This window comes from Actinacidiphila sp. bgisy160 (assembly GCF_965342435.1).
Classification (GTDB): domain Bacteria; phylum Actinomycetota; class Actinomycetes; order Streptomycetales; family Streptomycetaceae; genus Actinacidiphila.
In genome coordinates, this window is the sequence record NZ_CBDRCM010000045.1 from 1 (window position 1) to 18,069 (window position 18,069).

At 68.9% G+C, this 18,069-nt stretch carries 16 protein-coding genes and 3 tRNA genes; 3 read left to right on the forward strand and 16 right to left on the reverse strand.

Annotated features, from left to right (window positions below; translation table 11 throughout):
• The coding region (locus ACRWNP_RS27870) for a hypothetical protein (RefSeq protein ID WP_431966063.1) at positions 1-578 on the reverse strand (578 nt) is incomplete at its 3' end.
• A 458-nt stretch (positions 579-1,036) separates the two neighbouring features.
• Here ACRWNP_RS27870 and ACRWNP_RS27875 point away from each other — a divergent pair.
• Positions 1,037-4,387 (forward strand): DNRLRE domain-containing protein, encoded by a 3,351-nt coding sequence (locus ACRWNP_RS27875; RefSeq protein ID WP_431966065.1) that lies wholly within the window; start codon positions 1,037-1,039, stop codon positions 4,385-4,387.
• A gap of 961 nt (positions 4,388-5,348) precedes the next feature.
• Complete coding sequence (locus ACRWNP_RS27880; RefSeq protein WP_431966067.1) at positions 5,349-8,618, forward strand: FG-GAP-like repeat-containing protein; 3,270 nt, start codon at positions 5,349-5,351, stop codon at positions 8,616-8,618.
• Positions 8,619-8,894: 276 nt separating this feature from the next.
• Here the strand turns inward: ACRWNP_RS27880 and ACRWNP_RS27885 are convergent, their stop codons facing one another.
• The 5 genes from ACRWNP_RS27885 to ACRWNP_RS27905 all read right to left on the reverse strand — a co-directional run bounded on the left by ACRWNP_RS27885 (position 8,895) and on the right by ACRWNP_RS27905 (position 12,339).
• Positions 8,895-9,773 (reverse strand): GNAT family N-acetyltransferase, encoded by an 879-nt coding sequence (locus tag ACRWNP_RS27885; RefSeq protein WP_431966069.1) that lies wholly within the window; start codon positions 9,771-9,773, stop codon positions 8,895-8,897.
• Positions 9,774-9,859: 86 nt separating this feature from the next.
• Positions 9,860-10,027, reverse strand: a complete 168-nt coding sequence (locus tag ACRWNP_RS27890) for a hypothetical protein (protein WP_431966071.1) — start codon at positions 10,025-10,027, stop codon at positions 9,860-9,862.
• Entirely contained in the window at positions 10,024-11,154 is a 1,131-nt protein-coding gene (locus ACRWNP_RS27895; protein ID WP_431966158.1) for a radical SAM protein, read from the reverse strand. Before ACRWNP_RS27895 ends, ACRWNP_RS27890 begins: the two co-directional genes overlap by 4 nt.
• Positions 11,155-11,335: 181 nt before the next feature.
• On the reverse strand, positions 11,336-11,806 hold the full coding sequence (locus tag ACRWNP_RS27900) for a hypothetical protein (protein WP_431966073.1): 471 nt from the start codon (positions 11,804-11,806) through the stop codon (positions 11,336-11,338).
• Positions 11,803-12,339, reverse strand: coding sequence for a hypothetical protein (locus tag ACRWNP_RS27905; protein WP_431966075.1), 537 nt, complete (start codon positions 12,337-12,339; stop codon positions 11,803-11,805). Before ACRWNP_RS27905 ends, ACRWNP_RS27900 begins: the two co-directional genes overlap by 4 nt.
• 445 nt (positions 12,340-12,784) lie before the next feature.
• Here ACRWNP_RS27905 and ACRWNP_RS27910 point away from each other — a divergent pair, with 445 nt between their 5' ends.
• The gene (locus ACRWNP_RS27910) at positions 12,785-13,855 is read left to right on the forward strand and encodes a hypothetical protein (RefSeq protein WP_431966077.1); all 1,071 of its coding nucleotides are present in this window, start codon (positions 12,785-12,787) and stop codon (positions 13,853-13,855) included.
• A gap of 87 nt (positions 13,856-13,942) precedes the next feature.
• Here ACRWNP_RS27910 and ACRWNP_RS27915 read toward each other — a convergent pair whose 3' ends face one another.
• The 10 genes from ACRWNP_RS27915 to ACRWNP_RS27960 form a co-directional block, all read right to left on the reverse strand.
• Positions 13,943-14,263 carry a hypothetical protein gene (locus ACRWNP_RS27915; protein WP_431966079.1) on the reverse strand — a complete coding sequence of 107 codons (321 nt, stop codon included), beginning with the start codon at positions 14,261-14,263 and terminating at the stop codon, positions 13,943-13,945.
• 117 nt (positions 14,264-14,380) lie between these two features.
• The gene (locus tag ACRWNP_RS27920; protein WP_431966081.1) at positions 14,381-14,512 is read right to left on the reverse strand and encodes a hypothetical protein; all 132 of its coding nucleotides are present in this window, start codon (positions 14,510-14,512) and stop codon (positions 14,381-14,383) included.
• Positions 14,509-14,871: a hypothetical protein gene (locus ACRWNP_RS27925; protein WP_431966083.1), complete on the reverse strand. Its 363-nt coding sequence runs from the start codon at positions 14,869-14,871 to the stop codon at positions 14,509-14,511. The genes ACRWNP_RS27920 and ACRWNP_RS27925 overlap by 4 nt, the downstream gene beginning before the upstream one ends.
• Entirely contained in the window at positions 14,868-15,101 is a 234-nt protein-coding gene (locus tag ACRWNP_RS27930; protein ID WP_431966085.1) for a holin, read from the reverse strand. Before ACRWNP_RS27930 ends, ACRWNP_RS27925 begins: the two co-directional genes overlap by 4 nt.
• 14 nt (positions 15,102-15,115) lie before the next feature.
• Positions 15,116-15,973 (reverse strand): peptidoglycan-binding protein, encoded by an 858-nt coding sequence (locus ACRWNP_RS27935; RefSeq protein ID WP_431966087.1) that lies wholly within the window; start codon positions 15,971-15,973, stop codon positions 15,116-15,118.
• Between the two features lie 187 nt (positions 15,974-16,160).
• Entirely contained in the window at positions 16,161-16,376 is a 216-nt protein-coding gene (locus ACRWNP_RS27940; RefSeq protein ID WP_431966089.1) for an HNH endonuclease, read from the reverse strand.
• Between the two features lie 147 nt (positions 16,377-16,523).
• Positions 16,524-17,333, reverse strand: a complete 810-nt coding sequence (locus ACRWNP_RS27945; protein WP_431966091.1) for a transposase family protein — start codon at positions 17,331-17,333, stop codon at positions 16,524-16,526.
• 285 nt (positions 17,334-17,618) lie between these two features.
• Positions 17,619-17,695, reverse strand: a tRNA-Ile gene (locus ACRWNP_RS27950).
• Between the two features lie 168 nt (positions 17,696-17,863).
• Positions 17,864-17,936, reverse strand: a tRNA-Asn gene (locus tag ACRWNP_RS27955).
• A gap of 14 nt (positions 17,937-17,950) precedes the next feature.
• Positions 17,951-18,023, reverse strand: a tRNA-Asn gene (locus tag ACRWNP_RS27960).
• Positions 18,024-18,069: the final 46 nt, after the last annotated feature.

Here is an 18,069-nt window from a genome sequence, read left to right on the forward strand (position 1 = left end):
TCGGCGACCTCCACCTGCCAGGTGCCCTTGAGCGGATCCAGTTCCTCTGGGGTGTCCGCGTCCGTCGGGGCGCCCAGCAACACCGGCAGGGAACCGGCCTGCACCAGATCACCCGCGACCGGATCGGTCAGCGTCACCGCGTCCTGACCCCCTGCCGGCGCGGTGGTGTTGACCGGCTCGTATTCCACTGGTGGCACGGTCGCTTCGCCGGTCAGGTCGTCCAGGACCCCGGTGTCGGCGTCGGTGGCCTTCTCCTCGGCAGGAATGTCGATCAGGTCCACGCCCGACCGGTCCCCGCCCGGTGGCGGCGCCGCCATCGCCTGCGCCGGCAGCAGCCCCACCACCAAGGCGGCCATAATCGCCGCCCCCATACCCAGCCGGACCCGGCGCGTACGCGAGCGTGCTTTGGAGGTACGGGGCAGTGCACCACGGCCGGACCACGACAGCGAACCAAACACCGAACAGCCCCCCATGGCGGCCGGCAGGAAACCCGCGCCCAAAAAGCGCGCGCCCCACCCCGAAGACAACACAAAGAATCCGCCGAATCCTCTGCCCTCATTCCACTCGCCGTCAAACACGAAACAGCCAATGTGATGCCCGTCACACAGGGAATTCGCAACCAAGACATGTCGACCCGGAGAAGATTCAGGATTACGGCATTTCGACAATGCAAAGACTTTCCTTTACAAGGTGCCCGCATGCGAAAATAAGCGGCAAGATCATTCCAAAACACCCAGCTGCACGTCCCGACCCGTACGGCGACGAGACACCATCCACACGCGATGGTCTCGGTGAATTGCCGGGAATCGCAGGTCCTGCACATCACGCAAACGGTTCCCGCACCTCCGGATGGCCTGACGGAATACGCGAGAACACTGGAATTTACTCGCCCGGTCGTACATGATCTGCTGGCACCTCTGTGCCCCAGCCTGAAATGCAGGCGGCGGGGCGTGGGTGGCTGGCACGTATTGCGCCCGAAAGAGGTGCGCAAAAGCAGTACCCGGCGAATCCGGGTTTCGGGGAGGGAAGACGTTTCGTGGACAGAGCATGGCTGCGCACGCCTCGTAGTCGACGGCGGGTCGGTGCGGTGCTGGCAACCGCGGTGGCCGCCGCACTGGGCGTGACCCAGTTGCCCGCCCTCCACCACGCCCCCTCCCCCGCGCGCGGAAAGGAGCAGGTGGCCGCGCCAAAGGTGCTGAACGAGGCTGCCGCCGTCTCCAAGGCCCGCACCTCGGGCAAGCGGGTGGAGGTCACCGCGCTGCGTGACGCGAGCAGCACCACCTGGGCCCGCCCGGACGGCAGCTTCGAACTGGAGACCCGTGCCGTGCCGTTCCGGGCCAAGGTCGACGGCACCTGGCGGCCGATCGACACCCGCCTGCACCGTGTCAAGGGTGGCGGCTGGGCCCCCAAGGCCGTGAACAGCCCCTTGGTCTTCTCCGGCGGCAGCCGCGCCGCCGACCGCGCCAACCGGTCCCATGTACGCGGTCAGATCCGGCCGGCCACTGTCACCGCCCTGCAGGACGCGGCCTCATCCACGGATCTGGTGACCTTCACCACCGACGGCCACCAGCTCACCATGACCTGGCCCGGCCCCCTGCCCGCCCCGGTCATCGACGGGCCACGGGCCCTGTACCAAGAAGTCCTGCCCGGTGTCGACCTGCTGCTCACGGCCCGCGACGCCGGGTTCTCCAACCTGCTGATCGTCAAGACCTCGCAGGCCGCCGACGATCCGGCCCTCGCCGAAGTCTCCTACGGGCTGACCTCGCCCGACCTGGCCTTCACCCTCGACCCGGTCACCCACGTCGTCCACGCCAAGGACGCCACCGGCCGTGAGGTCGCGGTCTCCCCCACTCCCTACATGTGGGACTCCGCCGGCACGCCCGCCGTCACACAAGGCGACGACCCGCAGCCACCCCGGCCCGCCGACGACCCGCCCCCCTCGGCCGACCCCGACGTCGACCCGCCCGAAGACCCCGCCGACGCCCCCGACCCCAACGCCTCCCACACCCCCGACGACAGCGACGACACTGCCGCGCCCACCAGCGACACCAGCGCCAGCCCGGCCGCCTACCAGGACCACACCACCATCAGCGGAGCGCGGCCTGCGGCCTTCACCACCGGCACCGGCCCGGACTCGGTCCTTTCCCTGGCCGGACTGGCCGGCCCCCAGCCCGGAAGCCACGACGCCCTGGCCCAGACCACCCTCACCGACCACACCCTGAGCATCAAGCCCAACCTCAAGCTGCTCACCGGCGGCTCCACCGTCTACCCGGTCTTCATCGACCCGTCCATGACCGGGCACACCAACAACTGGACCACCGCCTACAAGCCCTACCCCACGACGAGCTTCTGGAACGGCACCAACTTCAACGACGGCACCGACACCGCCCGCGTCGGCTACGAGTCCACCACCGGCGGCCTGTCCCGCTCCTTCTTCCAGCTCTCGCTGGACAGCAAACTCAAAGGCGCAGCCGTCTCGTCGGCCTCCTTCTACGCCCTGGAGACCTACTCCTGGTCATGCTCGGCCCGCAGCGTCCAGCTGTGGCGCACCGGCGGCATCAGCTCCTCCACCACCTGGAACAACCAGCCCTCGTGGAGCGAGGAGATCAACGCCCAGAGCGTCGCACACGGCTACAGCAGCAGCTGCCCCGACAACTGGGTGAACTTCCCCGCCACCTCCCTGGCGCAGGATGCCGCCGACAACGGCTGGACCAAGATCACCCTCGGACTGCGCGCCGCCGACGAAACCTCCTCCTACGCCTGGAAGAAGTTCGAGGCAAGCAGCAGCAACTCCCCCTACCTGAAGATCACCTACAACCACAAGCCCAACGAGCCCACCGGACTCGACATGTCCCCGGGGCCGAAGTGCGACACCGTGGCCGCCTCGACCGTCGGCAACTCCGACATCACCTTCTCCGCCACCGCCTCCGACACCGACGGCGACCTGAAGTACCTGGACTTCGAGCTGTGGCAGGACGGCAGCAGCACCAAGATCTTTGACGGTAACCAGACCGTCGACAGCAGCGGTCACGCCAGCGTCAAGGTGGTCAGCAGCAAGTTCGCCAACGGCAAGACCTACTGGTGGCGGGTGCGCGCCATCGACTCCACCGGCGCCGCCTCCACCTACGCCCCGCCCTCGACCGACAACTGCGGCTTCGTCTACGACGCCGCCAAGCCCAACTCCCCGAACGTGACCTCCACCGACTACCCCGAGGAGAACAGCACCGGTTCCAACTGGAGCACCAAACCCTTCGGCACCACCGGTAGCGTCACCTTCAGCCCCAACGGATCCACCGACACCGTCACCTACAAGTACTCCCTCAACACCACCGCCTACGACAACACCAAGACCGTCTCCCCCGGGGCCAGCGCCACCGTCACCATTCAGCCCAAGGTCGCCGGTCCCAACGTCCTGTATGCCGTGGCGGTCGACAGCGCGGGCAACACCTCCGCCCGCACGGACTACGTCTTCTACGTAACCCCGCGTGACACGGGCGACGGCCCAGGCGACACCACGGGCGATACCCGCCCCGACCTGTATGTCATCGACGTCCAGGGGAATCTGCGTCTCTACCCCGCTGACGCAGCCGGCGACATCCACCGTTCCCTGCCCGCTGCTCACGACGCCGGCCGTCCTCTTCCCGACGGCTACTGGACCGACAGCGCCAACCAAAACCCCGCGCTGATCACGCACAACGGTGACTACATCGGAGCCGACCGGCTCACCGACCTCATCGCCCGCATGCCCGACGGCAAGCTCTACGCCTACCCCGGCGACGGATACGGCAGCGTCGATGTCAGCCGACGCCTCGAGATCCTCCTGCCCGCGCAAGCCCCCGACGGGGTGGCCGTCCCCCAACCGGGCGAGCTGAGCCAGATCCTGTCCATCGGAGACCTCAACAACGACGGCAGGCCTGACATGTTCGCCACCGCCGGAACGGCGCTGTGGTTCTTCACCGGATACACCGGTGCCGCCTTCACCCAGGCCGAAAGAGTCACCCTCACCACCTGGGACGACCGCGACCTGATCAGCGTCGAGGACGTCAACGGCGACGGAGCACGGGACCTGGTCTTCCGGAAGCTGAGCACCGCAACGCTGTGGGTCCGCTACGGCAAACCCGACAGTGGCGGCGGCACCCTGCTCGCGTCCATCACCCACGCCGTGGACTCCCTCACCGGCGTCGACACCAACTACGCCACCGGATGGAGCACCACCGCCATCACCTGGGCCGCCGGCACACCCGACGTCAATGGCGACCACATTCCCGACATCTGGGCCCGCAACGCCAACGGCACCGTGGACTTCTACAAGGGCACGAAGACCTCCGTCGGCACACCCGTCAACGTCATCAGCACCGACTGGAGCACCAAGAAGGCCCTCGGCTGACCCACACCCGTCCCCGTCGGGGCCTGGTGCCCGCCCTTCCAGGCGGGCACCAGGCCCCGCCCCATAGCCACCACACCTGGCATCACAGCCGCCCGCAGTCCGACCTCAACGCATCGCCCGCAGACCAGGGCTGCCCGCCGGGCACCAGCTCCGAGAGAGCCCCCATCAGTCCTCGGCGCACCCGCACCGCGCCACACTCCACCGGGCTCTCCAGCCCGGTCATGCCAGTCCAAGCGGACCGCTCGCGGACATGACTGCCGATGTTGCGCCCAGCCTGCGCCCCGTCACGCGCCCATGGCCATCGTTCAAGGCACGGAAAAGAACGTCACCGACTGCGGAAGCCTCCCCACCACAGAAGGCAGCGAAAAGGTCGCAGGCCACTCACCCAGGAAATGAAATACAGCCCGGATAGATCCCGCCGAATTACACCCACCGAGAAGCACCTTTAGGCGCCTCGAAGAAATAGAGTTAACCTGGGATAGAAATACTGAATGCGACGCCGAAGACCTTCACCCCACCCTTCGCCCGCCACGAAAAAGGGGAATACTGAACCAGCCCATCCCCTACCGCATCCGCTTCACCTGGGGCGATGTCGAGCGAGGGCCGCGATCAGGCCATCAAGTACACGACGCGGACCGTGGCCCGCAAAAGCCGCACACTCCGCACCAGACGGACACTCGGTACCACTGCGGACGCTGGCGCGGAACGAATCGGTAAGGCATGATCTGCTCGCGCAATCCTGCTCGCCGGAGGGTATCCGAAGCGGATCCCTCAACGAATAGGAAACAGCAGGTTAACTGTAGCCAAACAACGAAGAGCGCATGTGTGAAACGAGCTTTTCGTCGGCAGGTGACGCTCGTCGGGCGGCTACGGATCGGGGAGGGGAAAGAGTTTCGTGGACAGACGATGGCTGCGTGTTCGTCGTAGTCGGCGGCGGGTTGGTGCGATGCTGGCCGTCGCCGTGGCCGCCACATTCGGCCTGACCCAGCTACCCGCCCTCCACCACGACGCCTCACACGGCGCCGACAAGAAGTCGGCCGCACCAAGGCTGCGGGACGAGACCACCGCACTGGCCAAGGCGCGCACATCGGGGAAGCGGGTGGAGGTCACCGCGCTGCGCGACGCGAGCAGCACCACCTGGGCCCGCCCGGACGGCAGCTTCGAACTGGAAACCCGTGCCGTGGCGTTCCGCGCGAAGGTCGACGGGACCTGGCGGCCGATCGACACCCGCCTGCGCCGTGTAAAAGGCGGTGGCTGGGCCCCCAAGGCCGTGAACAACCCCGTGGTCTTCTCCGGCGGCAGCACGGGGCGGCGGGCCTCCCGGTCCCAGGTCCGGGCGGCTCTGGCGACCAGCACCGCTCAGGCGGCCTCGTCGACTGATCTGGTGACCTTCACCACCGACAGCCACAAGCTCACCATGACCTGGCCCGGCCCCCTGCCCGCCCCCGTGATCGACGGGCCGCGGGCCCTGTACCAGGACGTCCTGCCCGGGGTCGATCTGCTGCTGACGGCCCGCGACGCCGGGTTCTCCCACCTGCTGATCGTCAAAACCGCGCAGGCCGCGGATGATCCGGCTCTCGCCGAGGTCTCCTATGGACTGACCTCGCCCGACCTGGCCTTCACCCTGGACCCGGTCACCCACGTCGTCCACGCCAAGGACACCGCAGGCCGTGAGGTCGCGGTCTCCCCCACCCCCTACATGTGGGACTCTGCCGGAAAGCCCGCCGCCACCGAAGGTGACGACCCGCAGCCGCCCCGCCCTTCCGACGACCCGCTTCCCTCGGCCGGCCCGGACGTCGACCCGCCCGAAGACCCTGCGGACGCCCCCGACCCCAGCGCCTCCCACACCCCCGACTATCTGGACGACACCGCCGCTCCCACCCCCACCGACGACACCAGCGCCGGCCCAGCCGCGTACCGGGGACACGCCGCCACGGCGGGGGCGCGGCCTGCAGCCTTCCTCACCGGCACCGGCGCGGACTCGGTCCTTTCCCTGGCTGGACTGGCCGGCCCTCAACCCGGCAGCCACGACGCTCTGGCCCAGAGCACCCTCACCGGCGGCACGACGCTGAGCATCAGGCCGAACCTCAAGCTGCTCACCGGTGAGTCCACCGTCTACCCGGTCTTCATCGACCCGTCCTTCACCGGGCACACCAACAACTGGACCACCGCCTACCAGCCGTACCCGACCTCCAGCTTCTGGAACGGCACCAACTTCAACGACGGCACCGACACCGCCCGCGTCGGCTACGAGTCCACCACCAGGGGACTGTCCCACTCCTTCTTCCAGCTCTCCCTGTCCAGCAGCAAACTCAAAGGCGCAGCCGTCTCCTCCGCGTACTTCTACGCCCTGGAGACCTACTCCTGGTCCTGCTCCGCCCGCAGCGTCGAGCTGTGGCACACCGGGAGCATCAGCTCCTCCACCACCTGGAACAACCAGCCCTCGTGGATCGAGCAGGTCGACGCCCAAAACGTCGCACACGGCTACAGCAGCAGCTGCCCGGACAACTGGGTGAAGTTCACCGCCACCTCACTGGCCCAGGACGCCGCCGACAACGGCTGGGGCTACGCCACCATGGGCCTGCGTGCTGCCGACGAAAGCTCGGCCTACCCGTGGAAGAAGTTCGAGGCCAGCAGCAGCAACTCTCCTTACCTGAAGATCATCTACAACCACAAGCCGAACGAGCCCACCCAGCAGACCATGGCCCCCGGCCCGGACTGCGACCTCGAGGGCACCTCCAGTGTCGGCAAGTCCGACCTGACCTTCGCCGCCACCGCAACCGACCCCGACGGCGATCTGAAATATCTGGACTTCGAGCTGTGGCAGGACGGCAGCAGCACCAAGATCCTTGACGGTAATCAGACCGTCGACAGCAGCGGCCACGCCAGCGTCACGGTGCTCAGCAGCAAGTTCGCCAACGGAAAGACCTACTGGTGGCGGGTGCGCGCCATCGACTCCACCGGCGCCGCCTCCACCTACGCCCCACCCGGCTCGGGCAACTGCGGATTCGTCTTCGACGCCGACAAACCCAACTCGCCAAAGGTCACCTCCGCCGACTACCCCGAGGACGACGGCACCGGCACCATCTGGAGCACCGTCAACTACGGCACGTCCGGTGACTTCACCCTCAGCTCCGACGGATCCGCCGACACCGTCAGGTACGAGTTCTCCTTCAACAGCACCAGCTACGGCGGTAGCGGCACCCCCGCCGCACCCGGCGGAAGCGTCACCATGCACCTCAACCCCCACAACGCCGGCCCCAACGTCTTCTACGTCCGAGCCGTTGACTCCGCGGGGAACCGGTCCGCCGGAACCAAGTACATCTTCTACGTCACCCCACGCGACACCGCCGATGCCGCTGGCGACTTGACCGGCGACGCCTGGCCCGACGCCGTCGTCGTCGACCAGTACAAGGACCTGCGCGTCTACCCCGCGACCAGCATCGGGGACCTATACGCCTACAACCGCGCCGCTTACGACCAACGCGGGCTCGTCGAGACCAACAGCGCCTACCCCGACGACTACTGGACCGGTGCCCTGCTCACCCACAACGGCGACTTCATCTCCGGCGACGGCCTGCAAGACCTGATCGCCCGCATGAACGACGGCAAGCTCTACATCTACCCAGGCGACGGCTACGGCAGCTTCGACGTCAGCAAACGCCTTCAGGTCCTGCTGCCCGAGGGCGCACCTGATCCGGCCACCCTCGACCAGATCCTCGCCGCCGGAGACATCGACGGCGACGGCCGCCCCGACATGCTCGCCACCGAAGGCGGCCACTACTGGGCCTTCCTCGGCTACACCGCAGGCGCCTTCACCACCGCCATCCTGCAAAACGGTGGCAGCGTCTGGCCCGACCGCGACCTGGTCTCCGTCGGCGACCACAACAACGACGGAGCCGTCGACCTCGTCTTCCGTACCCTGTCCTCCGGCAAACTGACCCTGCGCTACGGCAAGCCCAACAGCACCGGCGGCACCGCCATCGACTCCCTCGCCAACTCCGGCAACTCACTCAACGGCGCCGACACCACCTACGCCGCCACCGGCTGGACCACCACCACCGTCCGCCTCCTACTCGGCACCCCCGACGCCAACCACGACGGCATCCCCGACATGTGGGCCGTCATGAACGACGGCAGCGTCCGCATGTACAGCGGAGGCACCACCACCGTCGGTACCTACACCACCGTCGTCAGCAACGGATGGGACGGCAAAATGACTGTCGGCTGACATCACGCACACGCTGTGGTCGGTGCGGGTAGCGTCCCGCCCCGACCACCCACCTCCCACCGGTCATCATTCGCGAACGTACCGCCCGTGGCAGAGGCCTCAGCGCAGGTAGCGCGGACCGCTGCCTCGCACTGACCGTGACCGTGGGGACCATCCCAGCGGGCGCGGGGAGCAGACTCGGCGCCCTGCGGATTTCCCAGCCTGGAGCACGGGAATCTAGCACTTTCAAGGGAAGCGACAACTTGGATAGATGGCACCATATTGCAATCATCCATCCTAGATGGGCTTCGAATAGACGATTCCGAGCGACGTCAAGCCCTCGCTGCGGCACAGCCGATCGGATGCGCCGCCGACCTCTGTTTGCAACAGTTGGTACGCGGCACTGTGCTCTTGGCCCCAGTGCATCGCGGCCCGCCACAGGGCGCGGCCGTAGCCGCGGCCGCGGTGCTCGGGCAGGACGCCGAAATACTGGGGCATGAGCTGGCGGGCGCCGACGGCGTCCGGCCGGATCTCCATGGGGCCGATGGCGCCCGCGACGCGCCCCTCGTGGACGGCGACGAGGACCGGGCCCACGGCGCCCGCGAGCATCTGCCGGTGCAGGAATGCGAACCCGTCGGCGGCCATTTGCGCGGCGAAGGCCGTGAAGTTGGCGCGCACCGCACCCGGGCAGTCGTCGAAGGGGAGCACCGTGCCGGGCTCGGGGTCGGGGCTCGACATGCTGGTGAAGTCCTTGAGCTGCACGCGCGTCCCAGCCCCGTCACAGCCCGCGTGCTCCGGGCCGAGGAAGGTCACCATGCGGGCCCGGGCGGCGTCGTGGCGGGCGCACAGCTTGGCGGCCAGCTCCCCGGCCACCAGCGGGGAGTCCGGTTCGACGCCGTAGACGTGGACCTTCACGGTGCCCTTACCGCGCCGCACCAGCGTGGGGACCAGGGTCTCCCCCGGCCGGTGCGCGATGTCCTCGGCGAGCACGGTCTCGTCCTTCACGTCCGACCAGCGCACGTCCTTGTCGTACCGCAGGAACCGCCGCTGCTGCTCGGCCGCACGGAGCACGTCGGCGAACAGGTCCTCGGTCAGCACCGACGGATGGACGGGGCCCAGCGTCGGCACGTACGGCACCGTCAGCACCGGCCGCAGCCATTCCCAGCGGAAGAGCATGGGTCGCACCTTACTTCTCGGGGACAGGAGGCGCGGGCCCCGGCGCAGGATGCGCCGGGGCCCGACCGTTTGTGATCGCTCAGCGATCAGTGGGGGTTGTCGTCGCTGCCCGCGCACGAGCAGGCGATGCCGCCCATCAGGTCGTCCAGGTCCGCGACCGGGGTGACGGACTGCGCGGCGACGAGCGCGGCCGGGACCTCCGGGCGGGTCCGCGGCGGCGGGGTCCGGCCGATGGTGACGGGAACAGCGGTCATGACTGCACCAACTCCTTCTTGGGTTGTCCGTGCTGGCAGTAGTTCGCCAGCGGGGCCTTCGCCTCCTGGAACTGCTTGGCCAGCGGGCGGCACACCAGACAGGTGCCCGACAGCTGGCAGCCGGAGCAGCCCCCGGTGCGAAGCATCAACTTGTCGGCCACTCCGGGCAGCCGACGCAGGCCGTCAAGGCCCTCGGTCATCAGGTCGATCTGGTCGTCGCGGCCCACCTTGCAGATGCTGACCTTGGCGTGCGGGTCGGCGTGGAAGAAGGTGTGGCCGGCGTTGCAGCCCTGGACCGGGGTGCGTTCGCGCAGGTGGCTGGAGGACTGGGCGAGCAGCGACTCGGGGCCGCCGTAGATCGTCGGCGTCATGTTCGTGTAGACGTGGTGCCGCAGCCCCCACTCCTCGGCCATGGCCACCATCGCGTCGACCTCGTGCGCGCTGTCCTCGGTGACGACGATGTTCAGCCGCACGGGAAGCCCGGCCTCGCGGGCTGCGGCCATGCCGCGCTGGAACGTCTTCCACGAGCCGCGGCGCTGCGTGAGGCCGTCGAAGCTCTCCTCTGTCGCGCCGTAGACGCTCACCACGAGCCGATAGGCGGGGAACTTCTCGAACATCTCCAGCAGCGACGGCTCCCACAGCCGGGAGGCGTTCGTGGAGATCGTCAGCATCATGCCCAGGCCGAAGGCGTACCGGTAGGCGTCCTGGAAGTGTTTGTCGATCGTGGGCTCGCCGCCGGTGATCTGCAGCCACAGCACCCCGGCGTCGCGCATGATGTCCAGCAGCCTGACCTTGTCTTCCCACGGCAGGCCGGCGAACTCCTTCAAGCCGAGGTAGCAGTGTTTGCAGGCGAAGTTGCAGCCGAGGTTGATCTCCCAGCTCGCGCGGCCGAACCCGAACTCGGTCGGCTTCCGCACAAGGACGTTGTCCCGTAGCGTCCGGCCGCCGAGGTCCAGGCCCCACGTGTCGCGTGCGAGGTCGGCGAACCACGCGGGGGCTGTTCCCCCGGTGGCTGTGACGTCCTCGAGTGCGCGGAACCGATCCTCGGGCAGGCGGGCGCCGGCTTGGCTGCCCGGCCGGACCGCGAGGTACCCGTCCAGGAACGGGCTCGCGATCAGGGCGTGCATGACGCCGCCCTCGGGGGGACGCCTGCCCGCGAGGGTGCGGGCGAGGGCCTGGGCGTCGTCTTCGATGTAGCCCATTCGTCTTCTCCAGTTCCGGCATCGACGCGGGGCGGTCCGCGCGCCTTCGAGTTGGGCACCGCCTCGCGTGCGGGGCTTCGCCGCACGCCGCGCGCGAGGCGGCGGTCTACGGGGTGGCAGCAGCGACGGTCTGCCGGGCGTCGTCGGTCCACACGACCAGGCGGCGCGTCTCGCGGCACGGCCCGCAGGCGTAGCGGGACCCGAGCAAGGCGCGCCGTCTGTCGGTGTGCCGGACCTCGCGCGTGGTGTCGGTGAACCACCCGCACCAGCTGCACGGGAACGCCTGGTCGCCGAGGACAGCGGGCAGCAGGAGCCGCCCGGCCATGGCCAGGTTCTCCAGGTGCCAGTAGGCCGACCACATGCCCTCGCCGCAGTCCTCCGCCAGGAACCCCCGGGCTCGTTCCACGAGGTTCGCGAGGGACGGCGGGACCGGGCCGAGCTCGGCGAGGAGGAGATGCACGTGGCCTCGGAGGACCAGTTCGTGCGCCTCGGCCGCCTCACGATCACGGAAGACCGGCAGAGTTCGGCAGTTCGCCCAGATCGTGGCCGCGTCGATCGGCTCGGCCGGGCCGGTCACGCGAGGGCTCCGCGTGGTCGTCCGGCCTCGATCACCCGGGCAACCAGGCCGGGCACGCACAGGTCACCGGCCGAGTCCATCGGCACCGACCAGTACGGGCGGCCCACGCGCGGCGCGGTGCGGTCCGGGTACGGCACGCCCAGGCAGGAGTTACGGCCCAGGCACACGGTGCCCGCAACGTCCCAGTGGCGGGCCGCGCTTCCGGGCACCAGCGCGTAGTACCGCTGGCTGATCCGGTCCACGACCACGGGTCCGCCGTCCAGGGCCTCCGCGAGGTACCCGTCGATCTCGTGAGGGTCGCTGGATCGAGCGGCGCCCTCGACGAACGCGGCCGGGATACGGACAACGGAGAACAGCGTGCCGCACTCCAGCATGATCAGCCCGCGCTCCTCCCACACCGCGCGCCGTATGCCGCGCTCGGCGGCCTGCAACAGCCAGTGCGCTACCGCGAGCTGGCGCTCGTACAGGGTGCTCACCAGCACGGCGGCGCCGGGCTCCTCGCCCGCGTCGTGGTCTCTCGTCGTCCTCGCCATAGCTCCAGGCCCCCAAGCGGCTGTCTGCTGTTACAGCGAGTACACCGACCGCTACTGTGGAACGGCTATCCCCGTCGAGCACGACTCTGTTCAACGGGTTCAACGCCCTGCTTGGGAGGGTGGACGAAGTGGCGAATCACTCGCGTGCGCGCAACGAGGCCCTTGTCGAGGCCATGCGGGAAGCGGGTTTGACGTACGAACAGCTCGCGGCCGCGGTGCGCGTAGTGGCGGCCGAGGCCGGCGATTCCCTGCGGACAGGACGGTCCGCTGTGGCGTTCTGGGTGGGAGGCGGTCAGCCGAGCCCGCAGACGGCGACGTACATTGCGGAGGCGATCTCAAGGAGGCTGGCCGACAGGTCCGGCCGTCTCAACTCGCGCTCGGGGCCCTGGAGAAGGACGGGCCCCAAGAAGCGCTTGGGACGTTCTTGGGGCCCGATCCGGTAGACATGCTACGGCGCCTCGGGGAGGCCGACATCCAACGCCGCAGTTTTCTCACAAACGCCGCATACAGCGTCGCGGCGGCCGCTCTCCCGCTCGGGATAGAGGAAGCGATCGAGCGCGGGCAGCGCGGACAGCACACCGGCCCCCGCGCGGGACGCGCGGAGATCGAGGCCGTGCGCGACATGACCGACCTGTTCACCAGGATCGACGAGCGGCACGGCGGGCAGCACGGCCGGACCGCCGTCGTCCAGTACCTCCGCTCGGACGTAGCCGACCTGTGCCGGGCCACGTTCGCCAGCGATGAGGACCGCGCCGAAGCCCTGTCGGCAGCGGCCAGCGTCGCCTACCTGTGCGGCTGGAAGGCGTACGACGCGTCCGAGCACGGCCTGGCCCAGCGCTACTACCTCCAGGCGTACGCCCTCACCCGCGAGGCCGGCGACGACCTGCACGCCGCATGGATACTGCGCATCCTCGCCCACAACGGCATGGACATCCGCCGACCCGAATCGACACTGGAGCTCGCCGACGCCGCACTCGCCCGGATCAAGGGCAAGGCGGCCCCCGCCACCGAGTCACTGTTCGCCATCACCCGGGCCCGCGCACTGGCGAACGCCGGCCGGGGCAAGGAGGCAGCCCGCCAGGTCCGCGCCGCACAGGACCTCGTCCTCTCGGGCAGCGCGGACGAGCTGCCGGTGTGGGCCGCACGGTGGGGCTCGCCCCGGGCCACGGTCGCCTCGCACACGGCGAAGACCTTCCACGCTCTCGGTGACCACGCCAACGCCGAGCGGCACTATGCGGCCTCCGCGCGGAACCGGCCCCGCACCGGCCACGAGCGGATCACCGCGCTCACCCTGGCCGCTCAGGGCCGGGAGCAGGCCGCACAGGGCCACGTCGAAGCGGCGTGCGGCTCCTGGGGCAAGTCCCTGGACCTCCTCAACGGGGTCCGGTCCGCCCGGGCCGTCGACGAGGTCGCGGGCATCCGCCGTCAGCTCGCGGTGTTCGGCCGCCGTGGCATGCGGGCTGCGCACGACCTGGACGAGCGGGCCCGCATCTGGCAGGCCGCGCACGCGGCCTGACCCGGAGACACCCGCGCCCCGCCTGGGTTCCACTCCGGGCGGGGCGCAGTCGGGTCCGAGAAGCCTGGGATTCGGACAAACCGCACGCTACCGGCAGACGTCGACCCCGCTCAGGACCAGGCTCGCCGGCTCCAGGGAGGCGACGCGGGGCGGGGTGCTCAGCACCCGCGCGAGGTTGGCCATGGCCGTGACGGCCGGCATGCGGGCCCAGGTCTCCGCGCAGTCCGCGCACGAAATCCGTACGCCCTCGCCGCGCGAGCAGACCCGCACGCCGTCCTCGATCGCGTGGCTCAGCACCGGGTGATGGCAGCGGGAGCAGGTCCGCACGTGCGCGACTCGTTCGATCTGGTGGTGGGCCCGCTCAACGCTGGGACGCGGGCGGCGGTTGGGGCGGGTGTAGGGCCTCATGGGTCTCCCCGGAACGGTCGGACGGGTCGAGTCGGCCCAGATGATGACAGAGACGGCGGAACGCCCGCCTCCGGAGGAGGGGCGGGCGTTCCGGTCTGTGGGGAGCCGGGGGGCCGGTCAGCCGTTCTTGGCGGCCCCTGCGCGGACGCGGACGATCTCGACAACGGCCCGGATACCGGCGACGCCGACGATCGTGCCGCCGGTGACGATGCCGAGGATGACGAGGGTCAAGGTCGCGTTGCTGCTCATTCCTGGCCTCCTGGCTGGTCGTGGTCGCAGTCCGGGCACATCAGGCGCAGGCGGCGGTTCACCTGGTCGACGGCGTCACGCAGGCTGCCGCCGTCGTTGGGGTACAGCTCGTGCTGGAAGCTGCCCAGCCGCTCCTCCATGGACCCGACGCGTTCCAGCAGACCCGGCCTGGCCGGGACACCGGGGCGGGCCTCCTCGCCGTAGAAATCGTCGATGAACTGGTTGATGCGGCGGCCGAGGAGGACGGCCCAGCGGACGACCCGCCACGCCACCGTACAGAGACCGGCCAGCGCCGCCGCAACGGCACCCCACAGGAGGATGGCGTCGACGAGGCCGTTGCCGGTCGCGTCGACGCTCACCGGCTCGCGCTCCCGATCCTCGGCGCGTGCCTGGCCTTCCACCCGGCCGCGAACGTCAGCAGCGTCGGCACGATCGCCAGCACGAACGGGGCGAGGCTGTCGGGCAGCGGGTCGAGGAGGCGGGCGTGGTCCTGGACGGCGGCCAGGACGCCGAGCAGGCCGGTCGACGCGAGGTACGCGGCCGACGTGGCGGCCTTCACCTTCGGCTCGATGCGGGCGTGACGGGGCATGGGACAGGGGCCTTTCAGGAGTGGAGGAGCTTCCAGGTCAGCGGGCCCGGGTAGCCGTCGGGGTCGCTGCGCAGTTCGGCTGTCGCGCGCTGGAAGTCGGCGACGTTGCGGCGGGTGTACTCGGTGAACAGCGGCCCCTTCTGGTAGCCGTTGCCGTCGTGGTTCCGGGTGAACCCCTTGGCGATAAGGCAGGCGTCCAGCTCCACGACCGCGGGGTGTCGGCGGCCGATGACGAACGCGTCCTCGCCGGGGAACGGAGGGATCTCGAGAACCGGCTTGCCCGGCACGTGGAGCTGCTGCTCGGGGTAGATCGTGTACGGCGCCTTGATGCCGTTGACGACCGCCAGCTCCTGCCACGACACGTTGAGCCGGCGGGCGATGGCCGCGATCGTGTCCTGCGCCCGCACAACGTAGATCCCAGGTGGCGGCGTCGGGGTCTTCACCCCGGCCGGACGCTTCGCGCCCTGCTCCACCCACGCGTACAGCTGGTCCCCCGGGCACGCGGTGGCGTAGCCGTCCCGGTGGCCGCCGACCCAGTTCCCGGCGTCGCCGCTGCGGCGGAGCCACTCGATCGCGTCGACCAGCCCGTTCAGCATGGCGTCCGTCGGCACGGTCATGCCCTTGCTGCCGAGCAGCGCGCACACCGCGTAGTCCTGCTCGTTCAGCGCCTGGCTGCCGTTGGCGCCGGTCCGCCTGTGCGTGCCACGGCCCTCGAAGACGCTGCCGTGCTCGCAGACGAGGGCGGTGTACGCGATGTCGACGTAGTTCTCTTTCACGTTGGCCAGGTGCTCGGCCCGGATGCTGCGCACCATGTCGTCGCACAGGCTGTGCGCGCGGCTGGCGTACGGCGCGCCCAGGTAATGCACCTTCACGCCACGTGTCTTCGCCACATACGCAGCCGGCGAGGCGGCCGGGGCTCCCCAGGCTTCACGCGGGACGAAATCCATGAGCCATCTCCGCAAATCGGAATGACGGCCCGGCCCACAACCAGCGGCCTCGGAAGTGTAAGCCAACGGCCCCATACGGTGATCCGTACGGGGCCGTCAGCTGTCAGGCTCTCTACCTCAGCCGTGCCCACGGAAGCTCAAACACGAACTTGACGGCCTTGCGGAGATTGCACGTCATATGCGCTGGACGGATGTTGTCCATGCTGTGTGCCCCACCCCTCGCCAGCGGGACGACGTGATCGAAGTGCAGGTCACCCCGCCCTTGGATGGGCTCGCCACACAGATGGCAGTTCAATCCGTGGAGCTCCAGCAACTTTGCATAGTCCACGGCCTCTACCCTCGCGGCTCGAACTCGCGCCCGACGTAGGCTGTGCTGTGCACGCCGCTTCTCTGGGTTGGCGATGGCCCAGTCCCGGGCTCGCTTACGGTTCAGCTCGGGATTGAGCTTGGCCCAGTGACGTTTTCTCAGCGGTGATCACTTCCATATCCCGTTGAGGACGAGGGCGGCGCGGGCGATGTCGCCGATCCGGCTGGGGCTGATGGTGACGTGTTGCAGGGTGCGCCAGCGCTGCTTGAGCTCGGCTGCGGCGCGTTCCCCGAGTGCACGGATGCCTCTGATCAGGCTGTTGGTGGTTCGCGTGTCGGTGTGCAGGGCCCGCTCGGACTGGCCCTTCGGGCGGCGGACCGGGACGCGGATGCCGATCCCGGCACCGATGTAGCCCTTGTCGGCCAGGGTGGGCAGCCCGTCGGCTGCTGCCTTGTACAGCGCGGGGAGGGCGTGAATGCGGGCGGCGGTGATATCGGGGGTGGAGCCGGGCTCGACATCGGAGACCCACAGCGGGGTGCCGTCGGGGGCTGACAGAAACTGCACGTTGCCGCCGAATGCCTTGTGCTTCTGGCTGAACCACAGGTCGTTGCCGTTGTCGCGGACCCCGGCCACGCGGTCGGATTCGATGAGCGTGCCGTCGAGGATCACGTGAGTCATGCCCTCGCGTCGGCAGTGGTCCAGGACCTCGTGCAGGTCCGGTGCCTGGTCGGCGAGGACGTCGATGCCTTCGTGGAGGTAGCGGTATCCGGTGGCCTGGGAGACGCCGGCGTCGCGGGCCAGGCAGTGCACGCAGCCGCGCTCGCGGAACCAGCGCAGCACCAGTACGGCCTGGCGGAACGGGCCGAGCGCGCGGCTGCCGCGCGGAGTGCCGATTCGCCGCCGGTGCGCGGCCAGTAGACGGGACAGGTACTCCACGACATGGCGCGGAACGTCGAGCGTGGCAACATAGGTGACCAACGTGAAGCCTCTGGTGGTTCGGACATGATCTTGTGGTGAGACCTGTCCTACCAGGGGCTTTACGTCTGTCCACAGCCGGGCCCAGTCCGTCCGGCGTGCTCATGTATGGGCTGGTTCACGCCGCTTCGCGTAGATCATTTCGCTGAGAAAACGTCACTGACGACCCGTGCTGACACTTCGGGCGAGCATCGGGCGAGCTAATGATCTTCGCGGCCCCTCCGGGTGACCCGGAGGGACGCCGCTCGTTATTCCGCTGCAGGTCCTGAGCCTGCGGGCCACGGCCTTTGGTGGGGCGGGTGGGACTCGAACCCACGACCGACGGATTATGAGTCCGCTGCTCTAACCGGCTGAGCTACCGCCCCGTACGGCGTGCCGTCACCATCCCGTGCACGTCGTCTGCCGCAGCATAGCTGCTCATACGATCTGTCGCCCTCGCGGGTCACAGACGCACCACCTCATGGACCGCGATCACCTGGTGCTCGGTTCCCCGGGACATGAAAAAGGACCCCCGAGAGGGTCCTTGACCGCTGCTCCCCCGACTGGACTCGAACCAGTAACCTGCCGGTTAACAGCCGGCTGCTCTGCCAATTGAGCTACAGGGGATAGAGGAGCGCGAGCTCCCCCGACTGGACTCGAACCAGTAACCTGCCGGTTAACAGCCGGCTGCTCTGCCAATTGAGCTACAGGGGATCGCTCCGCTTGCACCGAATGCACCCGTTTCCGGCATCCCGGACGG